Annotated in this window: 24 protein-coding genes; 9 read left to right on the plus strand and 15 right to left on the minus strand. The window is 60.8% G+C overall.

What is annotated here, in order from left to right:
- The first annotated feature begins 68 nt into the window (after positions 1-68).
- From HF257_RS27890 to fdhA, 3 genes are all read left to right on the plus strand, one after another.
- The gene (locus HF257_RS27890) at positions 69-701 is read left to right on the plus strand and encodes a sarcosine oxidase subunit gamma (RefSeq protein WP_185709222.1); all 633 of its coding nucleotides are present in this window, start codon (positions 69-71) and stop codon (positions 699-701) included.
- Between the two features lie 10 nt (positions 702-711).
- The gene (gene purU, locus HF257_RS27895) at positions 712-1569 is read left to right on the plus strand and encodes a formyltetrahydrofolate deformylase (protein WP_005792124.1); all 858 of its coding nucleotides are present in this window, start codon (positions 712-714) and stop codon (positions 1567-1569) included.
- Between the two features lie 195 nt (positions 1570-1764).
- Positions 1765-2964 carry a formaldehyde dehydrogenase, glutathione-independent gene (gene fdhA / locus HF257_RS27900; RefSeq protein WP_016977809.1) on the plus strand — a complete coding sequence of 400 codons (1200 nt, stop codon included), beginning with the start codon at positions 1765-1767 and terminating at the stop codon, positions 2962-2964.
- A 50-nt stretch (positions 2965-3014) separates the two neighbouring features.
- On the opposite strand, the gene HF257_RS27905 is transcribed toward fdhA, so the two are convergent.
- The 5 genes from HF257_RS27905 to HF257_RS27925 form a co-directional block, all read right to left on the minus strand.
- Entirely contained in the window at positions 3015-3401 is a 387-nt protein-coding gene (locus HF257_RS27905; protein ID WP_185709223.1) for a hypothetical protein, read from the minus strand.
- A gap of 160 nt (positions 3402-3561) precedes the next feature.
- On the minus strand, positions 3562-3972 hold the full coding sequence (locus HF257_RS27910) for a DUF3757 domain-containing protein (protein WP_185709224.1): 411 nt from the start codon (positions 3970-3972) through the stop codon (positions 3562-3564).
- A 136-nt stretch (positions 3973-4108) separates the two neighbouring features.
- Positions 4109-4567, minus strand: coding sequence for an anti-sigma factor domain-containing protein (locus tag HF257_RS27915; protein ID WP_185709225.1), 459 nt, complete (start codon positions 4565-4567; stop codon positions 4109-4111).
- Between the two features lie 76 nt (positions 4568-4643).
- A complete protein-coding gene (locus HF257_RS27920; RefSeq protein WP_185709226.1) occupies positions 4644-5321 on the minus strand; it encodes an anti-sigma factor in 678 nt (225 codons plus the stop codon).
- A complete protein-coding gene (locus HF257_RS27925; RefSeq protein ID WP_185709227.1) occupies positions 5318-5944 on the minus strand; it encodes a sigma-70 family RNA polymerase sigma factor in 627 nt (208 codons plus the stop codon). The genes HF257_RS27920 and HF257_RS27925 overlap by 4 nt, the downstream gene beginning before the upstream one ends.
- Before the next feature lie 164 nt (positions 5945-6108).
- Between HF257_RS27925 and HF257_RS27930 the strand changes: the two genes are divergently transcribed.
- Positions 6109-6678, plus strand: coding sequence for a DUF2780 domain-containing protein (locus HF257_RS27930; protein WP_185709228.1), 570 nt, complete (start codon positions 6109-6111; stop codon positions 6676-6678).
- Here HF257_RS27930 and HF257_RS27935 read toward each other — a convergent pair.
- Positions 6675-7562, minus strand: a complete 888-nt coding sequence (locus HF257_RS27935; RefSeq protein WP_185709229.1) for an acyltransferase — start codon at positions 7560-7562, stop codon at positions 6675-6677. The genes HF257_RS27930 and HF257_RS27935 overlap by 4 nt on opposite strands.
- A gap of 173 nt (positions 7563-7735) precedes the next feature.
- On the opposite strand from HF257_RS27935, the gene rloA2 reads away from it, so the two are divergent.
- Genes rloA2 through creD form a run of 4 tightly spaced genes read left to right on the plus strand, consistent with a single transcriptional unit; the run spans position 7736 to position 11748 of the window.
- On the plus strand, positions 7736-8236 hold the full coding sequence (rloA2, locus tag HF257_RS27940; RefSeq protein WP_185709230.1) for a retropepsin-like aspartic peptidase RloA2: 501 nt from the start codon (positions 7736-7738) through the stop codon (positions 8234-8236).
- A gap of 9 nt (positions 8237-8245) precedes the next feature.
- Positions 8246-8914 (plus strand): two-component system response regulator CreB, encoded by a 669-nt coding sequence (creB, locus tag HF257_RS27945; RefSeq protein WP_185709231.1) that lies wholly within the window; start codon positions 8246-8248, stop codon positions 8912-8914.
- Positions 8914-10353 carry a two-component system sensor histidine kinase CreC gene (creC, locus tag HF257_RS27950; protein WP_185709232.1) on the plus strand — a complete coding sequence of 480 codons (1440 nt, stop codon included), beginning with the start codon at positions 8914-8916 and terminating at the stop codon, positions 10351-10353. The genes creB and creC overlap by 1 nt, the downstream gene beginning before the upstream one ends.
- A gap of 51 nt (positions 10354-10404) precedes the next feature.
- Complete coding sequence (gene creD, locus HF257_RS27955) at positions 10405-11748, plus strand: cell envelope integrity protein CreD (RefSeq protein ID WP_185709233.1); 1344 nt, start codon at positions 10405-10407, stop codon at positions 11746-11748.
- A 174-nt stretch (positions 11749-11922) separates the two neighbouring features.
- On the opposite strand, the gene HF257_RS27960 is transcribed toward creD, so the two are convergent.
- From HF257_RS27960 to HF257_RS27995, 8 genes are all read right to left on the minus strand, one after another.
- Positions 11923-12552, minus strand: a complete 630-nt coding sequence (locus HF257_RS27960; RefSeq protein ID WP_185709234.1) for a glutathione S-transferase N-terminal domain-containing protein — start codon at positions 12550-12552, stop codon at positions 11923-11925.
- A 151-nt stretch (positions 12553-12703) separates the two neighbouring features.
- Entirely contained in the window at positions 12704-12886 is a 183-nt protein-coding gene (locus HF257_RS27965; protein ID WP_185709235.1) for a hypothetical protein, read from the minus strand.
- Positions 12883-13977, minus strand: coding sequence for a PepSY-associated TM helix domain-containing protein (locus HF257_RS27970; protein ID WP_185709236.1), 1095 nt, complete (start codon positions 13975-13977; stop codon positions 12883-12885). Before HF257_RS27970 ends, HF257_RS27965 begins: the two co-directional genes overlap by 4 nt.
- Positions 13978-14040: 63 nt before the next feature.
- Positions 14041-16479: a TonB-dependent siderophore receptor gene (locus HF257_RS27975; protein ID WP_185709237.1), complete on the minus strand. Its 2439-nt coding sequence runs from the start codon at positions 16477-16479 to the stop codon at positions 14041-14043.
- A 182-nt stretch (positions 16480-16661) separates the two neighbouring features.
- A complete protein-coding gene (locus HF257_RS27980) occupies positions 16662-17630 on the minus strand; it encodes a FecR domain-containing protein (protein WP_185709238.1) in 969 nt (322 codons plus the stop codon).
- Positions 17627-18145 (minus strand): RNA polymerase sigma factor, encoded by a 519-nt coding sequence (locus HF257_RS27985; RefSeq protein WP_185709239.1) that lies wholly within the window; start codon positions 18143-18145, stop codon positions 17627-17629. Before HF257_RS27985 ends, HF257_RS27980 begins: the two co-directional genes overlap by 4 nt.
- A gap of 135 nt (positions 18146-18280) precedes the next feature.
- On the minus strand, positions 18281-18988 hold the full coding sequence (locus HF257_RS27990; protein ID WP_185709240.1) for a 3'-5' exonuclease: 708 nt from the start codon (positions 18986-18988) through the stop codon (positions 18281-18283).
- Positions 18985-20907 carry a putative nucleotidyltransferase substrate binding domain-containing protein gene (locus HF257_RS27995; protein ID WP_332872233.1) on the minus strand — a complete coding sequence of 641 codons (1923 nt, stop codon included), beginning with the start codon at positions 20905-20907 and terminating at the stop codon, positions 18985-18987. Before HF257_RS27995 ends, HF257_RS27990 begins: the two co-directional genes overlap by 4 nt.
- Before the next feature lie 245 nt (positions 20908-21152).
- Here HF257_RS27995 and HF257_RS28000 point away from each other — a divergent pair, with 245 nt between their 5' ends.
- Entirely contained in the window at positions 21153-21599 is a 447-nt protein-coding gene (locus tag HF257_RS28000) for a response regulator (protein WP_185709242.1), read from the plus strand.
- Positions 21600-21700: 101 nt separating this feature from the next.
- On the opposite strand, the gene HF257_RS28005 is transcribed toward HF257_RS28000, so the two are convergent.
- Positions 21701-23878, minus strand: coding sequence for a malate synthase G (locus HF257_RS28005; protein ID WP_185709243.1), 2178 nt, complete (start codon positions 23876-23878; stop codon positions 21701-21703).
- Between the last annotated feature and the right edge of the window lie 84 nt (positions 23879-23962).

Genomic DNA, 23962 nt, shown 5'->3' on the forward strand with positions numbered 1-23962 from the left:
AAATGTGGGAGCGGGCTTGCTCGCGAAGACGCCAGTAGCCTCACAACAGAATTTAGAACAGGTGCTTTATGACAGCAGCCAATGTTTACCAACAACGCCCAACCTCCGGGGCCAAGGCCGAGTCGTCGCTGCACCATGCCGACCTCGCCAGCCTGGTCGGCAAGGGCCGCAAGAACGCCGGCGTGACCGTGCGTGAAAAGAAACTCCTGGGCCACCTGACCATCCGTGGCGATGGGCATGACGCGGCTTTCGCCGCCGGTGTGCACAAGGCCCTGGGCATCGAGTTGCCCGGCGCTCTGCAAGTCATCGTCAAAGGCGAAACCAGCCTGCAATGGCTTGGCCCGGATGAGTGGTTGCTCATCGTGCCAAGCGGTGAAGAATTCGCTGCCGAGAAAAGCTTGCGCGAAGCCCTGGGCGAGCTGCATATCCAGGTGGTCAACGTCAGCGGCGGCCAGCAGATCCTCGAACTCAGCGGCCCGAACGTGCGCGATGTGCTGATGAAGTCCACCAGCTACGACGTTCACCCCAATAACTTCCCGGTGGGCAAGGCAGTGGGCACGGTGTTCGCCAAGTCGCAATTGGTGATCCGTCACACCGCTGAAGACACTTGGGAACTGCTGATTCGTCGCAGCTTCTCGGACTACTGGTGGTTGTGGTTACAGGATGCCTCTGCCGAATTCGGCCTGAGCGTCCAAGCCTGAGGAATGCCCCATGAGCCGCGCACCCGATACATGGATTTTGACTGCCGACTGCCCCAGCGTGCTCGGCACGGTGGACGCGGTCACCCGCTACCTGTTCGAACAGGGCTGCTACGTGACTGAGCACCACTCGTTCGATGATCGGCTTTCGGGCCGGTTCTTTATCCGCGTGGAGTTCCGCCAGCCCGACGGTTTTGACGAGCAAGCTTTCCGCGATGGCCTGGCCACTCGCGGCGAAGCCTTTGGCATGATCTTCGAGCTGACGGCGCCGAACTACCGGCCAAAAGTGGTGATCATGGTCTCCAAGGCCGATCATTGCCTGAACGATCTGCTGTATCGCCAGCGCATCGGCCAGTTGTCGATGGACGTGGTCGCGGTGGTGTCCAACCACCCCGATTTGAAGCCGTTGGCCGACTGGCACCAGATTCCCTACTACCATTTCCCCCTCGACCCCAACGACAAACCGTCCCAGGAGCGTCAAGTGTGGCAAGTGGTGGAAGACACCGGCGCCGAGCTGGTGATCCTTGCGCGCTACATGCAAGTGCTGTCGCCGGAGCTGTGCCGCAAACTTGATGGAAAGGCCATCAACATTCACCACTCGTTGTTGCCCGGGTTCAAGGGCGCCAAGCCTTATCATCAGGCGTACAACAAGGGTGTGAAGTTGGTCGGCGCTACAGCGCATTACATCAACAACGATTTGGACGAAGGCCCGATCATCGCCCAGGGCGTGGAGGTGGTGGATCACAGCCACTATCCCGAGGACTTGATTGCCAAGGGGCGGGATATTGAAGGGCTGACATTGGCCCGGGCGGTTGGGTATCACATCGAGCGGCGGGTGTTTCTCAACGCCAATAGAACGGTGGTGCTCTGATGGACGCCTTCGCGAGCAAGCCCGCTCCCACATTCGACCGTGTTCCAACTTTGGAATGCATTCGAATGTGGGAGCGGGCTTGCTCGCGAAGAGGCCCTAACAAACAACACAAGAAACAGCATCTGTACCCGAGCACTTAAACGCGCTGCCTGCCTGGGCAACGCGGTTCCATAAAAACAACAGCGAGGTGAAAGCATGTCTGGTAATCGTGGTGTCGTGTATCTCGGCAACGGCAAGGTCGAAGTACAGAAAATCGACTATCCCAAAATGCAGGACCCCCGTGGCAGGAAGATCGAGCATGGCGTCATCCTGCGCGTGGTCTCCACCAATATCTGCGGCTCCGACCAACACATGGTGCGCGGCCGCACCACTGCCCAGACCGGCCTGGTGCTCGGTCACGAGATCACCGGTGAAGTGATCGAGAAGGGCAGCGACGTCGAAAACCTGAAAATCGGCGACCTGGTTTCCGTACCGTTCAACGTGGCGTGCGGCCGTTGCCGCTCGTGCAAAGAACAACATACCGGCGTGTGCCTCACTGTTAACCCGGCCCGTGCCGGTGGTGCCTACGGCTACGTCGACATGGGCGACTGGACCGGTGGCCAAGCCGAATACGTGCTGGTGCCGTACGCCGACTTCAACCTGCTCAAACTGCCGGACCGCGACAAGGCCATGGAGAAAATCCGCGACCTGACTTGCCTCTCCGACATCCTGCCTACCGGTTACCACGGCGCCGTCACTGCCGGCGTTGGTCCAGGCAGCACCGTGTATATCGCCGGTGCCGGCCCTGTCGGCCTGGCTGCTGCAGCCTCGGCACGCCTGCTCGGCGCAGCGGTGGTGATCATCGGCGACGTCAACCCGATCCGCCTGGCCCACGCCAAGGCCCAGGGTTTTGAAGTGGCCGACCTGTCCACCGATACCCCGCTGCACGAACAGATCGCTGCATTGCTGGGTGAACCGGAAGTGGACTGCGCCGTCGATGCCGTAGGCTTCGAAGCCCGTGGTCATGGCCATGAAGGCGTCAAGGCCGAAGCCCCGGCCACCGTGCTCAACTCGCTGATGGGCGTGGTGCGTGTGGCGGGCAAGATCGGTATTCCGGGCCTGTACGTCACCGAAGATCCGGGTGCCGTGGATGCCGCCGCAAAAATGGGCAGCCTGAGCATTCGCTTTGGTCTGGGCTGGGCCAAATCCCACAGCTTCCACACCGGCCAGACCCCAGTGATGAAGTACAACCGCGCGCTGATGCAGGCGATCATGTGGGACCGTATCAACATTGCTGAAATCGTCGGTGTGCAGGTGATCAGCCTGGATGACGCGCCGCGTGGCTACGGCGAGTTCGATGCGGGCGTGCCGAAGAAGTTTGTGATTGATCCGCATAAGCTGTTCAGTGCGGCGTAACGTTCAAGGCTGAAAAAATGGCGACCCCGGAGGTCGCCATTTTTTATGGGTTACTTGAGGGGCGTGAGTCGCAGATAGGGATCGGCCACCTCACCATTCTTGATCAAACGCTTGCCGCCGTAGTCGCAATGAATCTGGCCGTTGCGTTCATTGATGGCCTCGGCCTTGAGTTCGTACTCCGGGTCCAGGTAGTCATCCTGGGTGGCTGCCGTTTGCCCTGTCCACGTCTTGCCATTGGCTGTGGCCGTGTATTGATAGCCCTCGCCATAGGGCGCTGGAAGGTCAGGGTCTGTGTAGGGTTTGGATTGAATTTCGCGGGGCGCAGGGCATTGGTCGATGCCGATAGCTTGGGGCCGCGCAGCCTGGGCTGGGTTGCGAGGTGGCAAATGGTTGAGTGCGCTGAAGGCAGCATAAAGATTGGGAATCAAGCCGATCATGGTTGTTACAGCTCCTCATAGTGTGGCTGAGCCTTCCCGTTGAATGTGAATGGGAAGACTCGCTTGGGTGGGCCGTGTCGAAGAGTGAGTTCCGCCACAGATTGGACCTCGAGGCGTGGATGCGTGGACGGCTGCTGTAGGAAGGATTCGGTGGCGTTTTTCACTGATGCGTGAATGAGCATTTGGCAATTTCCAGGGCTTCGCAATACGTGCCTCTCCAATCGCTCCAACCGCCTATAGGGATAAGGTTCCAATCCAAGACAGGTTTGAGCGTGATCGAAAAGCTCGCATCGTTATTCATCGGCCCTTTGTAGGTGCAGGTGATGGAGTGGTCCTCGGCGTTGTAACGGGCATCGTGGAACGTTGAGTCAGCCAGGTACGACGCGCTGGCCTGCGGGTTTTCACCGAACCAGGTGCGCCCATCAGGCCGGTGCATCTCGTAGCGATAACCCCCGTTGTCCAAGGCGTGTTGTTTGATCTCCTGGGGCGTCGGACAGGTAGAGGTCGCTGCATACGATGTGTTCAGCAGTGCCATGGCGGCACATACACCTGCAAGCATTGCACTTTTCATGACGACCTCCGGGTGGGACTGGGAGGAATCATGCTGCAGGTGAATTTTCAGTGGCGGCTACTGTTAGAAGTGCCAGTTGTCTAGAGCGATTCGTGATCAACAGCCGGTTTATTATTACGAGATGCAGCACATCGACTCAGCGAGCGGCCAACGCGCCCTGATAAACCGTCGGCCCGGTGGGCTGCTTGCTTAACGACCCACCCTTGGTCTCTGAACTCACCAACAGCTCAACCGGCTGGCGAATGCTTTTCTGCTGGCGCGGGTTGAGGCCGATAATGCCCTTGCCATCCTCCGGTAACAGCCCCAGCGAAACCGGCGCGCGCCCCTCGGGCATGGCCCAGAGTTCCAGGCTGCGGTCCGGTTCAGGTGTCGCGGTGGCAATCGGTTCGACTTCGAGGTAATCCTTGTGCGCCCTGATTTGCGCCGCAGGCTGCTGGGCGGTGGTCACCAGGGTGGCGGCGGATTTGACGTTGTCCTGGGTGTAGAGCGCGCTGCCCAGGCCTGAAACGATGGCCACGCACACGCCGATAAATACACGCGGGCGGCTCCAGAAAGGCGGTTTTGGCTCGGTCACGGTGTGGCGGGTGGCGCTCATGCGGTGGGTCCTGGCAGGGTTTTGGGTCCTGTCATGGACCCTGCTTCCTACGATGGGTTCCTGACCCCGTGTCAGCTCAAAGTGATGCCAATTGGCCCTGATACAGCACTGGCCCAGTGGGTTGACCGGTGGGCGAACCGCCCCTTGGCTCCAGGCTTACGGCGAGGGTCAGCGGTGCGCTGAGCAAGGCTTGTTGGGCTTCGCTCAATTGAATACGGCCTTTGCCAGCCGCTGGCACCAGGCCCAGGGAAATCGGCTTGCCGCCGGGTGGGATCGCCCACAGTTCCAGATCATGCGTGGGCGCCACTGCCGTCAACGCCAGCGATTCGACCTGCAGATGATCGGCGAAGGCGTGAATCCGCAGCGCAGGTTGTTGGCTGGTATTCACCAGTGTTGCGTTGTATTCCACGCCGATATCGCGCTGGTACAGCACGCCCACCAGCAGCGCCACGACCACCGCACAGGCGGCGGCCAGTACGCGCCAAGCCTTCCAGAACGGCGTCTTCGCGGGCATGTGCAACACCTGCGGGTCAATACGCGCCTGGATGCCTGCCCACACATGGGCCGGCACGGGGCGCTCCGGCAAGCTGCCGGTGAGGCTGGCGAGGGCGTCTTGCCAATGGCCGAGTTCAACCCGCAGCGCTGGGTCGTCCAGCAACAAGGCTTCAAAACGTCGGCATGCGGTGGCAGGCATCAGGCCGATGGCGTAATCGGCAGCGAGGGCGCGGCGCAGGGCGGTGGTCTGGTAGTTCATGATTCAAGACACCTGCGCAGGCGTTCCATGCCACGGCGAATCCAGGATTTGACCGAACCCAGGGGCGCTGCCAAGTGGTCGGCCAATTCCGAGCAGGAGAGGCCCTGGAAGTAAGCCACGCTGATGGATTGGCGCTGCATGCCGTCCAGGGTCTCCAGGCAACGATTCAAGGCGTTGGCTTCACGTTGGCTGTCGAGCAGGTCGTGTGCGCTGGGGGCGTCATCGACCATGGCGTCTTGTTGGCCATCCACCAGCGGTTGCTCACGGTGTTTGCGCAATTGGTCGATGGCCAGGTTGCGGGTGATGTTGACCATCCAGGTCATCGGCGCCGCCAGGTGCGCCTCGTAGCGCGAGGCGTTGTACCAGATACGCACGAAGGCTTCCTGCAACACCTCTTCGGCCAGGTCCGTACGCCCCATGAACCGCAGGGCCACACCGTGCAGCCGCGGAGAAACGCTGCGGTAAAGGGTTTCGAACGCCTGGCGGTTGCCTAGGGCGCATTGAGCCAGTAATGGCCGCAATGGGTCAGTATCGTTGATCGAAATAGGGCCTCTCCAAGCGCTCGAACGAGGGCGATGGGACTGCGCACGGTAGGCAGAGGGTAGTTCAGCTCTGGCATTCATTCCATCCCACTCCCCATCCCACTTCGGGCGGTACCTGCTGGATATACGCGCAGACGACTGATTCGGATGCAGTGACTATCTGAACTAATCTGAGTGTGGGAACAATCCTTCGGGACTGTCAGTCAAATCCCTGCTTTTAGCGCCTACTTTCAGAGGTTATTTTGATGAAGATTTCACGCGGTTTTGCCCTGTCCTGCCTGCTGAGCGTGGCCGCCGGCCCGGTGTTTGCCGCAGGTTTCAGCCTCGGTGACGTGGCCAACGCCGTTTCCGGCGCCCAGGGCACCAACAAGGCGGCGGCTGCGGCGCCGAGCTCTCAGACCGCCGGTCTGCTCAGCGCCCTGACCTCGCAACTCAATGTCACCCCAGAACAAGCCGTAGGCGGCACCGGCGCCATGCTGGGTCTGGCGAAGAACCAACTGAGCGGCACCGACTATTCGCAATTGGGTAAAAGCGTGCCCGGCCTGGACCAACTGTCAGGCAGCAATTCCCTGGGCAGCCTCGGCGCCTTGAGCGGCATGCTCGGCCAGAGCGGCGGCAGCAAGACCAGCGGCCTGGACGGCTTGCTGGGTAACGTGAAGAGCACCAGCGACTTGAACACCGCGTTCAGCGCATTGGGCATGGACAGCGGGATGGTCGGCCAGTTTGCGCCGGTGATCCTGCAATACCTGGGTAGCCAGGGCGCCAGCACGTCCGTGCTGGGCAAACTGGCCCAGGCCTGGGGTACCGGCGGTTAAGGACGTTCCGCGCGCAGTTGTTCGATGCGCGCGTCTTTCTCCTTCCAGAGCTGGTTCACCCAGTTCTGGACGGTTTGGCGAAATGCCGGATCGTTCTCGTAATCCCCCTGCCATAAGGCCGGGTCCAGTTCGCGGGTGCGGATATCGATGATCACCCTTGGCACCGCCCCGCTGATCAGGTCCCAGAACCCTGGGATGTTCTCCTGTGGATAAACCACCGTGACGTCGAGAATCGCGTCCAGTTGTTCACCCATCGCCGCCAGTACAAATGCCACGCCGCCCGCCTTGGGCTTGAGCAACCGCTTGAACGGCGAACCCTGCTGCTTGCGCTTGGTTTCGTTGAACCGCGTGCCTTCCAGATAATTGACCACCGTCACCGGCTGGCGCTTGAACAGCTCGCAGGCTTCCCTGGTGATCTTCAAGTCCTGCCCGGCGAGCTCCGGGTGCTTGGCCAGGAACGCCTTGCTGTAGCGCTTCATGAACGGGTAATCCAGCGCCCACCATGCCAGGCCCAGGAAGGGCACCCAGATCAGCTCCTTTTTCAGGAAGAACTTGAAGAACGGCGTGCGGCGGTTGAGGGCCTGGATCAGCGCGGGGATATCCACCCAGGATTGGTGGTTGCTGATGACCAGGTAAGAGGTGTCGGTGCGCAAGTCGCCGCCACCGCGAATGTCCCATTGGGTGGGGATGCACAGCGCGAAAATCAGCTTGTCGATCTCGGCCCAGGTCTCGGCGATCCACATCACCGCCCACGACATGTAGTCGCGCGAGCGGCCGGGGGCGACCAGTTTGAGCAGGGCAAACACCATCAACGGACCGATCAGGACCAGGGTGTTGAGCAACAGCAGCAAGGTGACAAAACAGCCGGTGAGCAGGCGGCGCATAAGCAACTCTTGGGATCTTGTGGGCGGGCCATGATAAGAGAGCTGAGTCTAGAGGCCAAATCGCAAATCGCCGCACGAATGTTTCACAATGTGCCGGGTATGGTTGGGTGAGCTAACTAAGTGCCGCTTTTGCGGTCTAGAATCCGCCTACTTCTTTCCGAGGACATCACTTCGTGAAACTGCTATTTGCCTCGCTCGCCTTGGTCGCCTTGCCTGTCATGGCCGCCGAACCTACCCTCTACGGTCGCTACGAATACATCCAGTTGCCGGAGATCGGCGAGACCTTCAAGGCCAAGATGGACACCGGCGCACTGACCGCCTCGCTGTCGGCGCGCAATATCGAGACCTTCCAGCGTGACGGCGACGACTGGGTGCGCTTCCGCCTCGGCGGCAAGGACGCCAGCGACAAGGTCTACGAGCACAAGGTGTCGCGTATCAGCAAGATCAAAAGCCGCGCCGACGAAGACGACGACAAGGACGAAGCCACCGTGGCCAAGCGCCCGGTGATCGACCTGGAAATGTGCCTGGGCAACGTCAAGCGCACCGTCGAGGTCAACCTCACCGACCGCAGCAGCTTCAACTACCCGCTGCTGATTGGCGCCAAGGCCTTGCGTGAATTTGGCGCAGCGGTAAACCCGGCCCGTCGTTACACTGCCGACAAACCGGACTGCTGACAGAGCCCCATGCCCCACATCCTGATTGTCGAAGACGAAGCGGCCATCGCCGACACGCTGATATTCGCCCTGCAAGGCGAGGGTTTCACCACCACCTGGCTGAGCCTTGGCCAGGAGGCGCTGGCCCATCAGCGCCAGACCCCGGCGGACCTGATCATCCTCGACATCGGCCTGCCGGACATCAGCGGTTTTGAAACCTGCAAGCAACTGCGGCGGTTCAGCGAGGTGCCGGTGATGTTCCTCAGTGCTCGGGATGGCGAGATCGACCGTGTGGTGGGGCTGGAGATCGGCGCTGACGATTATGTGGTCAAGCCGTTCAGCCCTCGGGAAGTGGCGGCGCGGGTTCGGGCGATCCTCAAGCGTGTCGGCCCCGCAGTGACGCCCGCTGTGTTCCAAGTGGACCTGGAACGCATGCAGATCCATTATCGCGGCCAGCCGCTGAGCCTGACGCGTCACGAATTCCGTCTGCTGCAAAGCCTGCTGGACCAGCCCGAGCGGGTGTTCAGCCGCGAGCAACTGCTGGACGCGGTCGGCGTGGCGGCGGATGCCGGCTATGAGCGCAACATCGACAGCCATATCAAAAGCCTGCGCAGCAAATTGCGAGTGGTGGCTGCCGATGCCGAGCCGATCCAGACCCACCGCGGCCTCGGTTACAGCTACAGTCCGGGCAACAGCTGATGCGCCTGGGGCTGCGGATCTTCCTGGTGTACGCGCTGTTTATCGGCCTCACCGGCTACTTCGTGCTCAGCACGGTGATGAAGGAAATCCGCCCGGGCGTGCGCCAGTCCACCGAAGAAACCCTGGTGGACACGGCCAACCTGTTGGCCGAAGTCCTGCGCGATGACGTGAAGAACGGCACCCTCGGCCAAAGCCACTGGCCCGAACTGCTCAAGGCTTATGGCAATCGCCAGCCGGGGGCGACCATCTGGGGCTTGCCGAAAAACCAGGTCAACCACCGTATCTATGTGACCGACGCCAAGGGCATCGTGCTGCTCGACTCCACCGGCGAAGCGGTGGGCCAAGACTATTCCAAGTGGAACGACGTGTACCTGACCCTGCGCGGTGAATACGGCGCCCGTTCCACCCGCAGCGAACTGGACGACCCGGCGTCGTCGGTGATGCACGTGGGCGCGCCGATTCGCGACAACGGCGAGATCATCGGCGTGGTCACCGTGGCCAAGCCCAATAGCTCGTTGCAACCCTATGTAGATCGCACTGAACGTCGCCTGCTGTGGTACGGCGCGGGGTTGGTGATCCTCGGCCTGTTGCTTGGCGCATTGCTGTCGTGGTGGCTGAGCGTCGCCCTGCGGCGGCTCACGGCGTACGCAGAGGCCGTCAGCGAAGGCCGACGTGCCGAGCTGCCGCATTACCGTGGTGGTGAACTCAAGCAGCTGTCCACCGCCGTGGAGCACATGCGCACCCAACTGGAAGGCAAGGCCTACGTCGAACATTACGTGCACACCCTGACCCACGAACTGAAGAGCCCATTGGCGGCAATTCGCGGCGCGGCGGAGCTGTTGCAGGGCGATATGAGCCGTGAGCAGCAGCAGCGCTTTGTCGGCAATATCGACAGTGAAAGCGCACGCCTGCAGCACTTGATCGAACGCCTGCTGAACCTGGCGCAAGTCGAGCAGCGCCAAGGCCTGGAGGAGCAGGTGAGTATCCCGTTGGCGGCGATGGTCGATGACGTACTCAAGGCCCAATGCGCGCGCATCGAAGGCGCCGGCTTGCAGGTCGAGCAGGCGATTGCTGCTGACGTGAGGGTGTACGGCGAGCCGTTCCTGTTGCGCCAGGCGTTGGGGAATTTGCTGGATAACGCACTGGATTTCACACCCCCCGGCGGCACGTTGAGGTTCAGTGCCCACACCCGGCACAACGACGTGCAGGTCAGCCTGTTCAACCAGGCAGCACCGATTCCCGACTACGCCCTGCCGCGCCTGAGTGAGCGTTTCTACTCGCTGCCACGCCCGGCCAGCGGGCGCAAAAGCACAGGCCTGGGCCTCAACTTTGTCGAGGAAGTGATGAAGCTGCACGGCGGTGCGTTGCAGATCGGCAATGTGCCGGGTGGCGTGCACGTGGTGCTGCATCTCCACACAGTCTCCACATTGCCCACATAAATCTCCCACACAGGCTGCCCAGACTCGCCCCATCAAAACAGGGAGAGTCCCATGAACCGCAGTCTGCTTTTCAAACTGGGCGCAATTGCGCTGCTGATGCTGGTATTGCTGATTCCATTGCTGATGATCAACGGCATCATCGGCGACCGGCAATACACTCGCGACACTGTGCTGGAGGAAATTGCCCGCAGCTCCAGCTACAGCCAGCGCCTCACCGGCCCGGTGATGGTGGTGCCCTATCGCAAGACCGTGCGCGAGTGGAAGCTCAATGAAAAGCTCAACAAACGCTACGAAGTCACCCGTGAAGAGCGTGGTCGTCTGTATTTCCTGCCGGATCGATTTGAACTCGACGGCAAGGTGCAGACCGAACTGCGTGCACGGGGTATCTACCAGGCGCGGTTGTTCCATGCCGACAACCGCATCAGCGGGCATTTCGAACTGCCTGCGCAGTTGGGTATCACCGAAGACTTCGCCGATTACCGCTTTGATCAGGCGTTTCTGGCGGTGGGTATCAGCGATATTCGTGGCATCGAAAACGCGCTGAAGCTTGAGCTGGGCAGCCAGCGCCTGGACTTTGAACCGGGCTCCCAGGTCGACTGGTTGGGTGAAGGCGTGCACGTGACACTGCCCGAGCAGGACAGCAAAAAGCCCTATGTCGTGGCGTTTGCGTTTGACCTGCGCCTGCAAGGCACCGAGCAATTGCAAGTGGTGCCGGTGGGCAAGACCAGCCAGGTGTCATTGGCTTCCAATTGGCCGCACCCGAGTTTTATCGGCAACTTCCTGCCGGCCCAGCGTGAAGTCACCGACCAGGGCTTTACCGCCACATGGCAGACCTCATTCTTTTCCACCAACCTCGAACAAGCGCTGCAAAACTGCCTGGACGGCCAGAGCTGCAAGGACTTCAGCAACCGCAGCTTTGGCGTGAACTTCATCGACCCGGTTGACCAGTACCTCAAAAGCGACCGGGCGATCAAATATGCATTGCTGTTCATCGCCCTGACCTTTGCCGGCTTTTTCCTGTTCGAAGTGCTCAAGGGCCTGGCGGTGCACCCGGTGCAGTACGCGTTGGTGGGCGTTGCGCTGGCGTTGTTCTACTTGCTGCTGTTGTCGTTGTCCGAGCACATCGGCTTCGCCATGGCCTACCTCATCTCCGCCAGTGCCTGCGTGTTGTTGATCGGTTTTTACGTGTGCCACGTGCTGCGCAGCATCACTCACGGCCTGGGCTTTTCGGCGGGGTTGGCAGCGTTGTATGGCTTGTTGTACGGGTTGCTGAGTGCCGAGGATTACGCGCTGCTGATGGGCTCGCTGTTGCTGTTTGGCTTGCTGGGGACGGTGATGGTGCTGACGCGCAAACTGGATTGGTATGGCGTGGGCAAGCGCAAGGTGGAGTCATGATTGGCTTGCGCGAGGATCAGCGCGTGAAGGAGGGATTGGTCATATTCCTCAACAACGCCGCCGCACAGTGTGGGAGCGGGCTTGCTCGCGAAGGCAGTCTGCCAGTAACGGATTCATTGACTGACCCACCGCTTTCGCGAGCAAGCCCGCTCCCACATTGGTTCGCGGTGGATTTCAGGCCGGCGGCTGGGTCTGTTGCATCGAAGGACGCTGGCTGACCTCGGCGTACCAATCGGCAAGCTTGGGGTTGTCCAACCGCCATTGCATGTCCGGGTGGCGGAAATCCAGATAGCCCAAGGCACACGCCACACTGATGGCGGCAATGTCGAAGTGGCTGGCCAGCTCGGCAATCGCGTCGGCTTCCAGCTCGGCGAGGGTACGACGAATCTTATTGCGCTGTTCGTCGAGCCACTGATCCCAGTGTTTCTCCACCGGGCGCAGGGCGCTTTCATACCGCACCAGCACGGCGGCATCCATGATGCCGTCGGCCATCGAGGCCAGGGTCAGGCGGCGCCAGCGGGCCGAGCCGTCGCGGGGTATCAGCGGGTTGCCAACGTGCTGGTGGTCGAAGTAATCGAGGATCACCCGGCTGTCGTGCAGCACCGAGCCATCGGCCAGGCGCAAGGCCGGGATCTTGCCCACTGGGTTGCTTTGCACCACGTGGGTGTCTGGGGTGACCGGGGTTGGCATGCAGGTTTGCAGGGCGACGCGATCCTGCTGGCCGGTTTCCAGCAGCAATACGCGAACTTTGCGGACAAAGGGCGATGCGGGGTTGTGGAACAAGGTCATGCTGGGAGCGGACATGGGCATTCCTCACTGTGGGCAGTGGCTAGCCTAGAGGTATCGAAGGTGTTTTTGAAGGCCTCTTCGCGAGCAAGCCCGCTCCCACATTCGATCGCGTTTTTTCAGATGGAATGCGGTCAATGTGGGAGCGGGCTTGCTCGCGAAAGCGTCCTCAGCCGCGCCGCCTGAACAACGCCAAAGCGCCAATCACAGCCGGAATCCCCAACCCCAGCCAACTCAACGAATCCCACCAGCCATCTCCCAGCAACGCCGCAAACAACCCGGCGGCACTGAGCAGGCCAATCCCCAGCGGAATCGCAAACACCTTCCAGAAACTCGATTGACGCGGCTTCATGTTTTACGCCTGACGATCCACAGGTAAACCCCGCTGCCCAGCACGATGATGGTCAGCACATCCAGCACCGCCCACAACACCTTCATCGGCATGCCGCCATAGTCGCCAAAGTGCAGCGGCTGGGACATGCCCATGGCGTCCATGTACCACGGCCGTTCGGCGATGGCGGTGACGGCCAGGGTGCTGGCGTCGATCAGTACCGGCGTGAGCAGGTGTGAAGTGAGGTGGGTGCTGCCCTTCATGAACACCGCATAGTGGTGCTCACTGGAAAAACGCGTGCCGGGGAAGGCAATGAAGTCCGGCTCCATGCCGGGCGCAGCCTTGGCGGCGATGGCCAGCAGCTCGGTGGCTGGTGCTCGCTGGGTCAGCGGCGGCGCATGTTTGTAGGGTTCGATCATGGCGCTGAGGCTGTCCTGGCGCCAGGCGGCGATGATCAGGTCGGCGCAGGCGCTGATCACGCCGGTAACGCCCACCACCAATGCCCAGGTCAGGGTCACCACGCCGATCAGGTTATGCAGGTCGAGCCAGCGTAAACGTGTGGACTTGTCCTGGCGTACGGTGGCGAACTTCAAGCGGCGCATGAACGGCAGGTACAACACCGTACCGGAGACAATCGCCACCACAAACAAAAGGCCCATGAACGCCAGCAGCAACTTGCCCGGCAAACCGGCAAACATATCCACATGCAAGCGCAGCAGAAACAGGGTGAACCCGCCATTGGCCGACGGCATCTCCACGGCCTCACCGGTGCGCGCATCGAGCATGAAGGTGTGGGAGGAGTTGGGCTCGGTCCCGGCAGTGGCCGCCATGATCGCGATCACGCCGTTCTTGTCGTCCTCGTCCCAGGCCAGGTACTGCATGGCTTCGCCAGGGCGATGGGCCTGGGCGGCGGTCACGAGTTGTTCCAGGTTGAGTTGTGGTGTGTCGGCGGGCATTTGCGCCAATTGCGGCTCGCTGCCCAGCAGGTGATCGATCTCGTGGTGAAACACCAACGGCAGGCCGGTGAGGGCGAGCAGCAGCAGGAACACCGTGCAGATCAGGCTGGTCCAGGTGTGGATGAAGGACCAGCGGCGGATGGTTTTGCTTTTCATCACGGCTCCAAGGCAAAAAGAGCCGCCATTCAGGTGGCCCTTCGTCAGCGGTTTTTCACCGTCTTAGAATTTGTAATTCACGCTGGCGACCACGTTACGTTGGTCGCCGTAGTAGCAGTAGAAACCGTCGCAGGTGGACAGGTAGTCCTTGTTGAAGATGTTTTTGGCATCGACCGCGACGGTTACGCCTTTGAGGGTGCTGTTTACGCGGCCCAGGTCGTAGTGCACCGAGGCGTCGTACACGGTGTAGGAGCCGACATGGCCCAAATCGGTGTTGGTGGCATTGCCATAGGTGTCGCCGACATAACGCACGCCTGCACCGACGCCGAAACCGTCCAGCAAGCCGCTGCGCCACGTGTAGTCGGCCCAGCCGGTAGCTTGGTTGCGTGGCAGCTGGTTCATGCGGTTGCCTTTTTCGGCGGCAAGGCCTTCGATGATTTCACTGTCGTTGTAGGTGTAGGAGCCCACCAGCTTGAGGCTTTCGGTAACGTCGGCACTGGCTTCCAGTTCAAGACCGCGAACGCGCACTTCACCAATTTGCCGGGTGATGCTGCCTTCGGTCACGGTTGAGTTTTGCTGGGTCAGGTCAAACACTGCGGCTGCAAACAAAGCCTTGGTGCCAGGCGGTTGGTATTTGATACCCGCTTCGTATTGCTTGCCTTCGGTTGGCTTGAATGTCCCGGTGCTGGCCACTTGGGTGCCCGCGCCGGCCTGAAATGATTCGGCGTAGGACAGGTACGGCGTGATGCCATTGTCGAACACGTAGCTCAGCGCTGCGTTACCGCTGAAGTGCTTGTCACGCTGGGTATTGGTGGCGTCGTTCAGGTTGTGGAAGGTGGTGCCGGTGTGTACCCAGTCCTCGCGCCCACCGAGGGTCAGGCGCCAGTTGTCGAGGGCCATCTGGTCCTGGACGTAGAGGCCTGTCTGCTGGGTCTTTTGGGTGTAGTCGTACATGGTGAAGTACTGGACTTTGGAAAAGTCCTGGCCATACACCGGACGGTTGAAGTTGATGGTCGGTACACCGGCCGAACCCCACAGCCATCGCGCATCGCTGTCGGAGCGCTGGTGATCGAGGCCCAGCAGTAATGTGTGGCTCACTGGGCCGGTCTGGAAGTCGGCCTGGAAGTTGTTGTCCACGGCGAACTGGCCGATGTTTTCATCAACCTTGCCGGCGGAACGGGTCACGTTGCCGGCGTCGTCTACCGCGACTTCCGGGCCATTCGGATAGAACGCGCCGCCAGCGGTGATGCCTTGGAATGACAGGTCATTTTTGGTGTAACGCAGGTTTTGGTGGAACTGCCACGTGTCGTTCAGACGCGTTTCAAATGCATATCCCAGCGCGTAGTAGGTGCGGTCATAGAACTCCCATTCCGGATCACCGAGGTTCTTGTGATGGGAGATCTTGCCGGCGGGCGAGCTCAGCTTGGTGCCTTGCAATGGCAGGAACTGCCCGGTGATTCCAGTATCGTCGCGGGTGAACTGGGTGAGCAACGTCAGCTTGGTGTCGTCGTTGATGTTCCAGGTCAGGCTCGGGGCGACGTTGTAGCGTTTGTCCGGGATGTGGTCCACGGCGGTATTGCTGTCGCGTACCACGCCGCTGATGCGGTAGAGGAACTGGCCTTCGTCGTCGATCTTGCCGGTGCTGTCGAAGTTGATCTGCTTATGGTTGTTGCTGCCGGCCTGCACTTCGATTTCATTTGAGCTTTCGGCTTGGGGGCGACGGCTGACCATGTCCAGCAAGCCGCCTGGCGGGGTTTGCCCGTAGACCGACGATGCCGGGCCGCGCAGTACAGCGATGCGTTCCAGGTCCCAGGTATCGATCTTCGGTGTGGCGTAGTTGCCTTTTGGCAATGGCAAGCCATCGAGGAATTGAGTTGGCACAAAGCCGCGTACCAACAGCCAGTCGCTACGCGAGTCGGAACCGTAGCCGCTGCTTTGCACGCCGGCGGTGTAGCGCAGTGCGTCATTGAGGTTGAGTACGGAGCGGTCTTCCATTTGTTTGCGGGTGATCACCGACACCGAGCGCGGCAATTCGGCAATCGGCGTATCGGTCTTGGTGCCAGCAGCGGTGCGTGTGGCGACGTAACCGTCTACTGGGCCCCATGCGCTTTCATAGCTGGCTTGGCCGGTGATGCTGGTTTCCGGCAATGCCACTACACCCTCCGGAATCGCCACCAACGTATAAGTGCCAGCGCTGCTCTGCTCCAACTGCAACCCTGTCCCACGCAACGCTTCACGCAGCGCACCCGGTGCATCGAACTGGCCCTGGACCGGTGCCGAGGTCTTGCCCGAGGCCAGCGCAGGGCTGAGGGTCAGCGCGAGGCCGGCCTGGCTGGCGATCTGGTTCAGGGTGCTGGCCAAGGGCGCGGCCGGCAGGTTGTAGGCGCGCACGCTGGACGCTTGCTCGGCGGCGATCAGCAAAGGGCTGGCCAGCGGAGCACTGAGGGCGATGGCCACGGCTAACAGGCTGGGGCGCAACAGGGTGTCTAGCGTGCGGGACATGGGGCGGCTCCTGAATGGAAATATTTCTCAATTGCCTAGGTGCCGAGCGAGAATCAAAAAGTGATAGGGCTGGGTGAAAATATTTTTGGGGTGCAATATTTTGACTGCGTTCTATCTGGAAAAACGCGGTCGAATGTGGGAGCGGGCTTGCTCGCGAAAGCGATCTGAAGGGCACCGAAAACCTAAGGTTTGGCGCTCACCGTCACCCACCACGGCGTGTGCTGCTCAATCTGCACCGGCAACGTCGGCAGCAGGGCATTCAACGCCAAGCTCGTGTCATGCAGCGGGAAGCTGCCGGTAATCCGCAAGTCGGCCACGTTTTTATCCACACCCAGGTGGCCGGTGCGATAACGGGCCAGTTCCGCGACCACATCCCCCAGGCGGGCGTTGTCCACCACCAGCATGCCGCGGGTCCACGCGTCGGTGGCCGGGGTGACGGCCAGCGCAGGGCCCAGGCCATTGCTGCGCATCAGCACTTGCTGGCCTTCCTTGAAGACCTGTTCTTCGTGCAACGCCTCGGGCTGCGCGCCTACTGCCGATTGCAGCACGCTCAAGCGCGTGGCGTCGTCTTCGCGCTTGACGATAAACCGCGTGCCCAGCGCACGCAGGCTGCCGTCGCGGGTTTGCACGTAGAACGGTCGTGCGTCGTTGTGGCCGGTTTCGACCATGATTTCGCCTTCCTGCAACACGATCAGCCGGCGCTTTTCATCAAAACGCACGTCGATGGCACTGTGGGTGTTGAGGTTGATCAGCGTGCCGTCCGCCAGTTTCAGCGTGCGTTGTTCACCAGTGGCGGTGCGTTGGTCAGCCAGCCAATAGTGGATCGGCACATAGCGCTCACCGGCAAACAAGGCCAGGCCAAGCACCAGCGCGATACTCGCCAAGCCGCTACCCAGCTTGCGCACGCGCTGGCGAATACCTTCGCGTGATTGCAACAACGCTGCTCGCGCCGGCCCCGAGGCCACGCTGAAACGTCGGTCGAGCATGCCCAACTGACGCCACGCACGGGCGTGCTCCTCATCGCTGGCCAGCCACTTGTCGAACTCTTCCTGTTCCACCGCGCTGTCGTCGCCCGAGTCGAGGGACAGTTGCCAGGCAATTGCCGCATCCAGCACGCGTGCCGACACTGGCTTGGAGCTGATCACCGTCACAGCGGCTCGCCATACAGTGCGATGTAGCACTGGCGAATGCCCTGGGCCAGGTACTGGCGTACGCGAGGTACCGACACGCCAAGGCGCTGAGCAATTTCCGCGTGGCCCATGCCGTCGAGGCGGTTATAGAGGAAGGCCGCGCGCGCCTTGCTCGACAGCTTGCCGAGCAGGCGGTCGATGGCCTTGAGGTCTTCGAGGATCAATTGCTGTTCTTCGGGCGAGGGGTGTTCGCTTTCCGGGATCAGCATCAATTCGGTGAGGTAGGCCTGTTCCAGCGCTGCGCGTCGGAAGTAGTCGAACAACAAGCCCTTGGCGATGGCCACCAGGAACGCCCGTGGCTCGCGGGGTTCGCGCAACTCGTCACGGCCCAGCAGGCGCATGAAGGTGTCTTGGCTCAGGTCTTCGGCGCGGCTCGGGCAGGCCACATTGCGCCGCAGCCAACCCAACAGCCAGCCACGATGGTCGCGATACAACGCGCCAACCAGCTCACTGTGTGGGTTTGGGACCGACGACAAGGCATCACCGAATAAACAAGAGGTTTAAACTAACGAGAATTATTCGCGATTGTGTCAGAGGCGTCGTGTCGGCGCAATTGGCGTCTGTCGGGTTAAGACCGAATGTAAACGCTCACTACAAGGAAACTATGGCGTTTAGAGCGAGGGGGATTGTTTGCGCCGTTTCCATTGGCTCAAACGCTCTTGCAATGCCTGTGGCGTGTCGATGTGCTGCTGACGTGCGCGACTGAACAGGATCAACATCAGCTCGGCCGTGGCCAGGGCATCGGCGCTGGCGTGGTGACGCTCGCCTACCTGCAGATTGAAGTGGTTGATCCAGTCGTCCAGCCCGGCTTCGCGGATATGCGCTTCGGGGCACAGCAGTGGAGCAATCTCTGCAACATCGAGAAACGGATGGCTTAGGCGGTAACCCAGGCTGTCCTTGAGCGCCCGGCACAGCATGTGTTGGTCGAACGGCGCATGGAATGCGAGCAGCGGGCTATCGCCCACAAATGTCATGAAATCCAGCAGCGCTTCAACGGGATCGCTCCCAGCTGCAATCGCGCTGGGGCCAAGGCCGTGAATCAGCACACTGGGGCTCAGTTTGGTCTCCGCCCGTTGCAGCGTGCGTTCAAACATCTGCGAGAAATCCACCGCGCCGTCTTCAATCACCACGGCGCCGATCGACAGCACCTGGTCGCGGTTGAGGTTCAGGCCGCTGGTTTCCAGGTCGACCACCACCCAGCGCTGGCTGCGCAAGGAACCGTCGCCCAATGTGGCGGGCTTGGGCAACTGTGCCAGGCGTTGCTGTTGCGGGGTGTCGAGCCCCGGTTTTTTCGCACGCAACCAACTGAACCAACTCACAGCTGGTACCGCAAGGTCAGGCTGCTTTGCAGGCGTTGGGCCTGGCGCAGGGATTCACGCAGGATGCGCCGGTCCAGGTGGTTGAGGCTGTCGGGGTCGACGCGGTTGGAATACGGCTGGTTCTCACGGGTTTGCAACTGATGCTGCTGCATGCGGGTTTGCTGGATGAAGTGATACGCCTCTTCATAGGCGGCACCGTCCAGTGGCTCGATGACTTCCTTGGCCACCAGTTGGCGCAGGCGCTCCAGGGTGTTGTTGGCGTGGATGCCATTGGCCAGGGCCAACAGGCGCGCGCCGTCGACAAAGGGGGTGAGGCCCTGCACCTTGAGATCCAGCGTGGCTTTTTCCCCACCTTTACGGGTGAGCACAAACTCGCGGAAACGTCCTACGGGCGGTCGCTGGCGCAACGCGTTCTCGGCCAGCATGCGCTGGAACAAACGGTTATCCGCGACCTGGTCGAGAATGCCTTGGCGCAGCTGCTCACAGCCACGTTCATCGCCCCACACCACGCGCAGGTCGAAGTAGATACTCGAGCCCAGAAGATTCTCCGGAGTCGCCTCGCGGATAAACGCCGCGAAGCGCCGCGCCCACTCGGCCCGCGACAGGCACAGCTCGGGGTTGCCGGCCATGATATTGCCCTTGCACAGGCTGAACCCGCACAACGCCAGGCTTTGGTTGATCTGCTGGGCCAGCGGCAATAACCGGGCGCGGATCGCAGCGGCTTCGGCAACATCCTTGGCCTCGAACAGGATGCCGTTGTCCTGGTCGGTATACAGCGTCTGCTCACGACGGCCTTCGCTGCCAAAACACAGCCAACTGAACGGCACGCCGGGGTCGCCTTTTTCTGCCAGGGTCAGTTCGATCACTCGGCACACCGTGTGATCGTTGAGCAGCGTAATGATGTGGGTAATCTGGGTAGACGAAGCGCCATGGGCGAGCATGCGCTCCACCAATTGGCCGATCTCACCGCGAATCGCCACCAGGTGTTCCACCCGGTGCGCGTTGCGGATGGTTCGGGCCAGGTGCACGAGGTCGACGCGTTGCAGGGAAAACAGGTCGCGCTCGGACACCACGCCACACAAACGCTGATCTTTGACCAGGCACACGTGGGCGATATGCCGCTCGGTCATTGCAATGGCTGCGTCGAAGGCACTGTGGTCCGGCGTCAGAAAGAACGGCGCCTGGGTCATATGGCCTTCGATGGCCTGGCTGAAATCGCTGGTGCCATCGGCCACCACTTGGCGCAGATCGCGCAGGGTGAAAATCCCCAAGGGTGCCTTGTGCTCGTCGACGATCACGATGCTGCCAACTTGCTGCTCATGCATCAACGTAACGGCTACGCGCAACGGTGTTTGCGGGCAGCAAGTGACCGGGTGACGCATGGCCAATTCGCCCAGGCGGGTATTGAGCGAGTACTGGGTGCCGAGGGTTTCCACAGCTTTTTGCTGCACCTGCTGATTGACCTGGTCCAACAGGCTGCTGACGCCGCGCAGGGCAAAGTCGCGAAACGGGCTGGAGAGCGCGAACAGTTTGATAAACGCAGGTTTGTTCAGTTGCAGGCAGAAGGTGTCTTCAGCGGCCTTGTGCTCGGTACGGGTCGCCCGTTCACCGAGCAGGGCGGCGAGGGGGAAACATTCGCCGGTGGTGATTTCGAAAGTGGTTTCGGCGGAGTCAGGTCGCTCACCGACAACGCGGCCTTGTTTGACGATGTAAAAGTGCTCCACCGGCCCGCCCGACGGCTTGAGGATGCTTTCGCCGGGGCCGAAGAAACGCAACTGGCACTGCTCTACCAAAAACGCCAGGTGCGCGTTTTCCATCTGGTTGAACGGGGGGAAGCGTTGCAGGAACTGCAAGGTGCCGTGGATGTTCTGCAAAACAGCAGTTTTCCCCGCCTGGGCGAAGGCATCAGCTTTACTCATAACCATGACCGCATTTTTTTGTCGTTATCGTCCTTCATGGTCGACTCCCACGCGGCAGGTGCCCATTGGACGTAAGTCTAGGTCGATGAAAACGGCATAAAACTAAGGAAAAACCTTACATGACTATCGTCCAAACCCCGTAGAACACCCACTAGGCAAACTTTCCGACGAAGTGCACATTGTTCGCCCTTCTGCAGATGTCTGACGAGTGTGCTGGGAGATTGATGAGAACTGCTGAGAACCGTATGTCCGACCACGATATTTTAAGTGATGCCGAGCGCGAGGCGCTGAGCGCCGTGATGCTGGAGCCTGATTTACCGCCGCAACGGGTGTTGATTGTCGACGACGACAAGGACGCTCGCGAACTGTTGGCGGAAATCCTGGGGCTGGACGGTATTCGCTGCATGACTGCCGAGAGTGGTGAGGCAGCGTGGGACTTGTTGAACTCCAGCAGTTCGATTGGCTTGTTGATTACCGACCTGCGCATGGCGCCGAGCAATGGGCTGGAGTTGATCCGCCAGGTACGCGGGTCCACGCGGGCGGCGTTGCCGATCATTGTTATGTCGGGGGACGCCGAAGCGCCAGATGTGATCGATGCGATGCATTTGAGCGTGGTGGACTTTTTGCTCAAGCCGATCGATAGCGTGAAGTTGGCGAAGATGGTGAAGCGGGAATTGGGGATGGCTTCCTGATTCTTGGGTGTATGTGCTGGCCTCTTCGCGAGCAAGCGCCAGTTCTGCCACTACCAATCCCAAAAAAAAAGCCCTGATCTCACAATCAGGGCTTTTTTCATTTACAGGCCATTCTTAGCCTTGAACTCCCGACGCCTGCGGTGCAGCACCGGCTCGGTATACCCATTAGGCTGCTTGGTCCCTTCAATCACCAACTCCACCGCTGCCTGGAACGCGATGTTGCTGTCGAAATCCGGTGCCAGTGGGCGGTACAACTTATCCCCGGCATTTTGACGGTCTACCACCGGCGCCATGCGCTTGAGGCTTTCCAGTACCTGGGCTTCGTTGACGATGCCATGGCGCAGCCAGTTGGCGATGTGCTGGCTGGAGATACGCAGGGTGGCGCGGTCTTCCATCAGGCCCACATCGTTGATGTCTGGCACTTTCGAACAACCCACGCCCTGGTCGATCCAGCGCACAACATAGCCAAGGATGCCCTGGGCGTTGTTGTCCAGTTCGTTGCGGATTTCTTCGTCAGACCAATCGGTATTGGTCGCCAGAGGAATGGTCAGGATGTCGTCCACCGAAGCGCGTTCACGCTTGGCGAGTTCGGCCTGGCGGGCGAATACATCGACCTTGTGGTAGTGCAACGCGTGCAGCGCAGCCGCCGTTGGCGAAGGTACCCAAGCGGTGTTGGCGCCGGCCAACGGGTGGGCGATTTTCTGTTCGAGCATCGCGGCCATCAGGTCGGGCATGGCCCACATGCCTTTACCGATCTGTGCTCGGCCTTGCAGGCCAGTGCTCAAGCCGATATCGACGTTCCAGTTTTCGTAGGCGCCGATCCATTTTTCCGCCTTCATCGCTGCTTTGCGCACCATCGCGCCAGCTTCCATGGAGGTGTGGATCTCGTCGCCGGTGCGGTCGAGGAAGCCGGTGTTGATAAACACCACGCGCTCGCTGGCCGCCTTGATGCAGGCCTTGAGGTTGACCGTGGTGCGGCGCTCCTCGTCCATGATCCCGACTTTCAGGGTGTTGCGCGGCAGGTTCAGCACGTCTTCGATGCGACCGAACAGCTCGTTGGTGAACGCCGCTTCTTCCGGGCCGTGCATCTTCGGTTTCACGATGTACACGGAACCGGTGCGGCTGTTCTTGCGGCTGTTGTTGCCGTTGAGGCTGTGGGAGGCGGCGAGGCTGGTGACCAGACCGTCGAGGATGCCTTCGGGTACTTCGTTGCCGTCTTTGTCGAGGATAGCGTCGATGGTCATCAAGTGACCCACGTTACGCACGAACAACAGCGAACGACCGTGCAGGGTCACGTCCTGGCCATTGACGCCGGTATAAACGCGGTCAGCGTTCATGGTGCGGGTGAAGGTCTTGCCGCCCTTGGCCACTTCTTCGGCCAGGTCGCCCTTCATGAGGCCGAGCCAGTTGCGGTAGATCACCACCTTGTCATCGGCATCGACGGCGGCGACGGAGTCTTCGCAGTCCATGATGGTGGTCAGCGCAGCTTCCATCAGCACGTCTTTGACGCCGGCGGCATCGGTCTGGCCGACCGGGGTGCTGGCGTCGATCTGGATTTCGAAGTGCAGGCCGTTGTGCTTGAGCAGGATCGCGGTCGGCGTGGCGGCATCGCCCTGGTAGCCGATCAGTTGTGCATCGCTGCGCAGGCCGCTGTTGCTGCCGCCCTTGAGGCTGACAACCAGCTTGCCATCAACGATCTTGTAACCGGTGGAGTCAACGTGGCTGCCCGCCGTGAGCGGTGCGGCTTCGTCGAGGAAGGCACGGGCGAAGGCAATCACCTTGTCGCCGCGTACTTTGTTGTAGCCCTGGCCCTTTTCGGCGCCGTCGGCTTCGCTGATGGCGTCGGTGCCATACAGCGCGTCATACAGCGAGCCCCAACGCGCATTGGAGGCGTTGAGGGCAAAACGGGCGTTCATCACCGGCACTACCAGCTGGGGGCCGGCCATGCGGGCAATTTCGTCATCGACGTTTTGGGTCGTGGCCTGGAAATCTGCGGCTTCTGGCAGCAGGTATCCGATGTCTTGCAGGAAAGCCTTGTAGGCCACCGGGTCGTGGGCCTGGCCCGCGTGGGTCTGGTGCCAGGTGTCGATGCGCGCCTGGAAATCGTCGCGTTTGGCGAGTAGGGCTTTGTTCTTCGGTGCCAGGTCGTGGATGACCTTGTCGGCACCGGCCCAGAACTGGTCGGCAGTAATGCCGGTGCCGGGAATGGCTTCGTTGTTCACGAAGTCGAACAGGACTTTGGCGACCTGCAGGCCACCGACTTGAACGTGTTCAGTCATTGCTTGCCTCACTCTGCACAGCTTAAGCGCTTTTTAGATTTTCATTATGTAGTGCACGGTTGCGCATACTACATGATGACTTGC

This window comes from Pseudomonas cremoris (assembly GCF_014230465.1).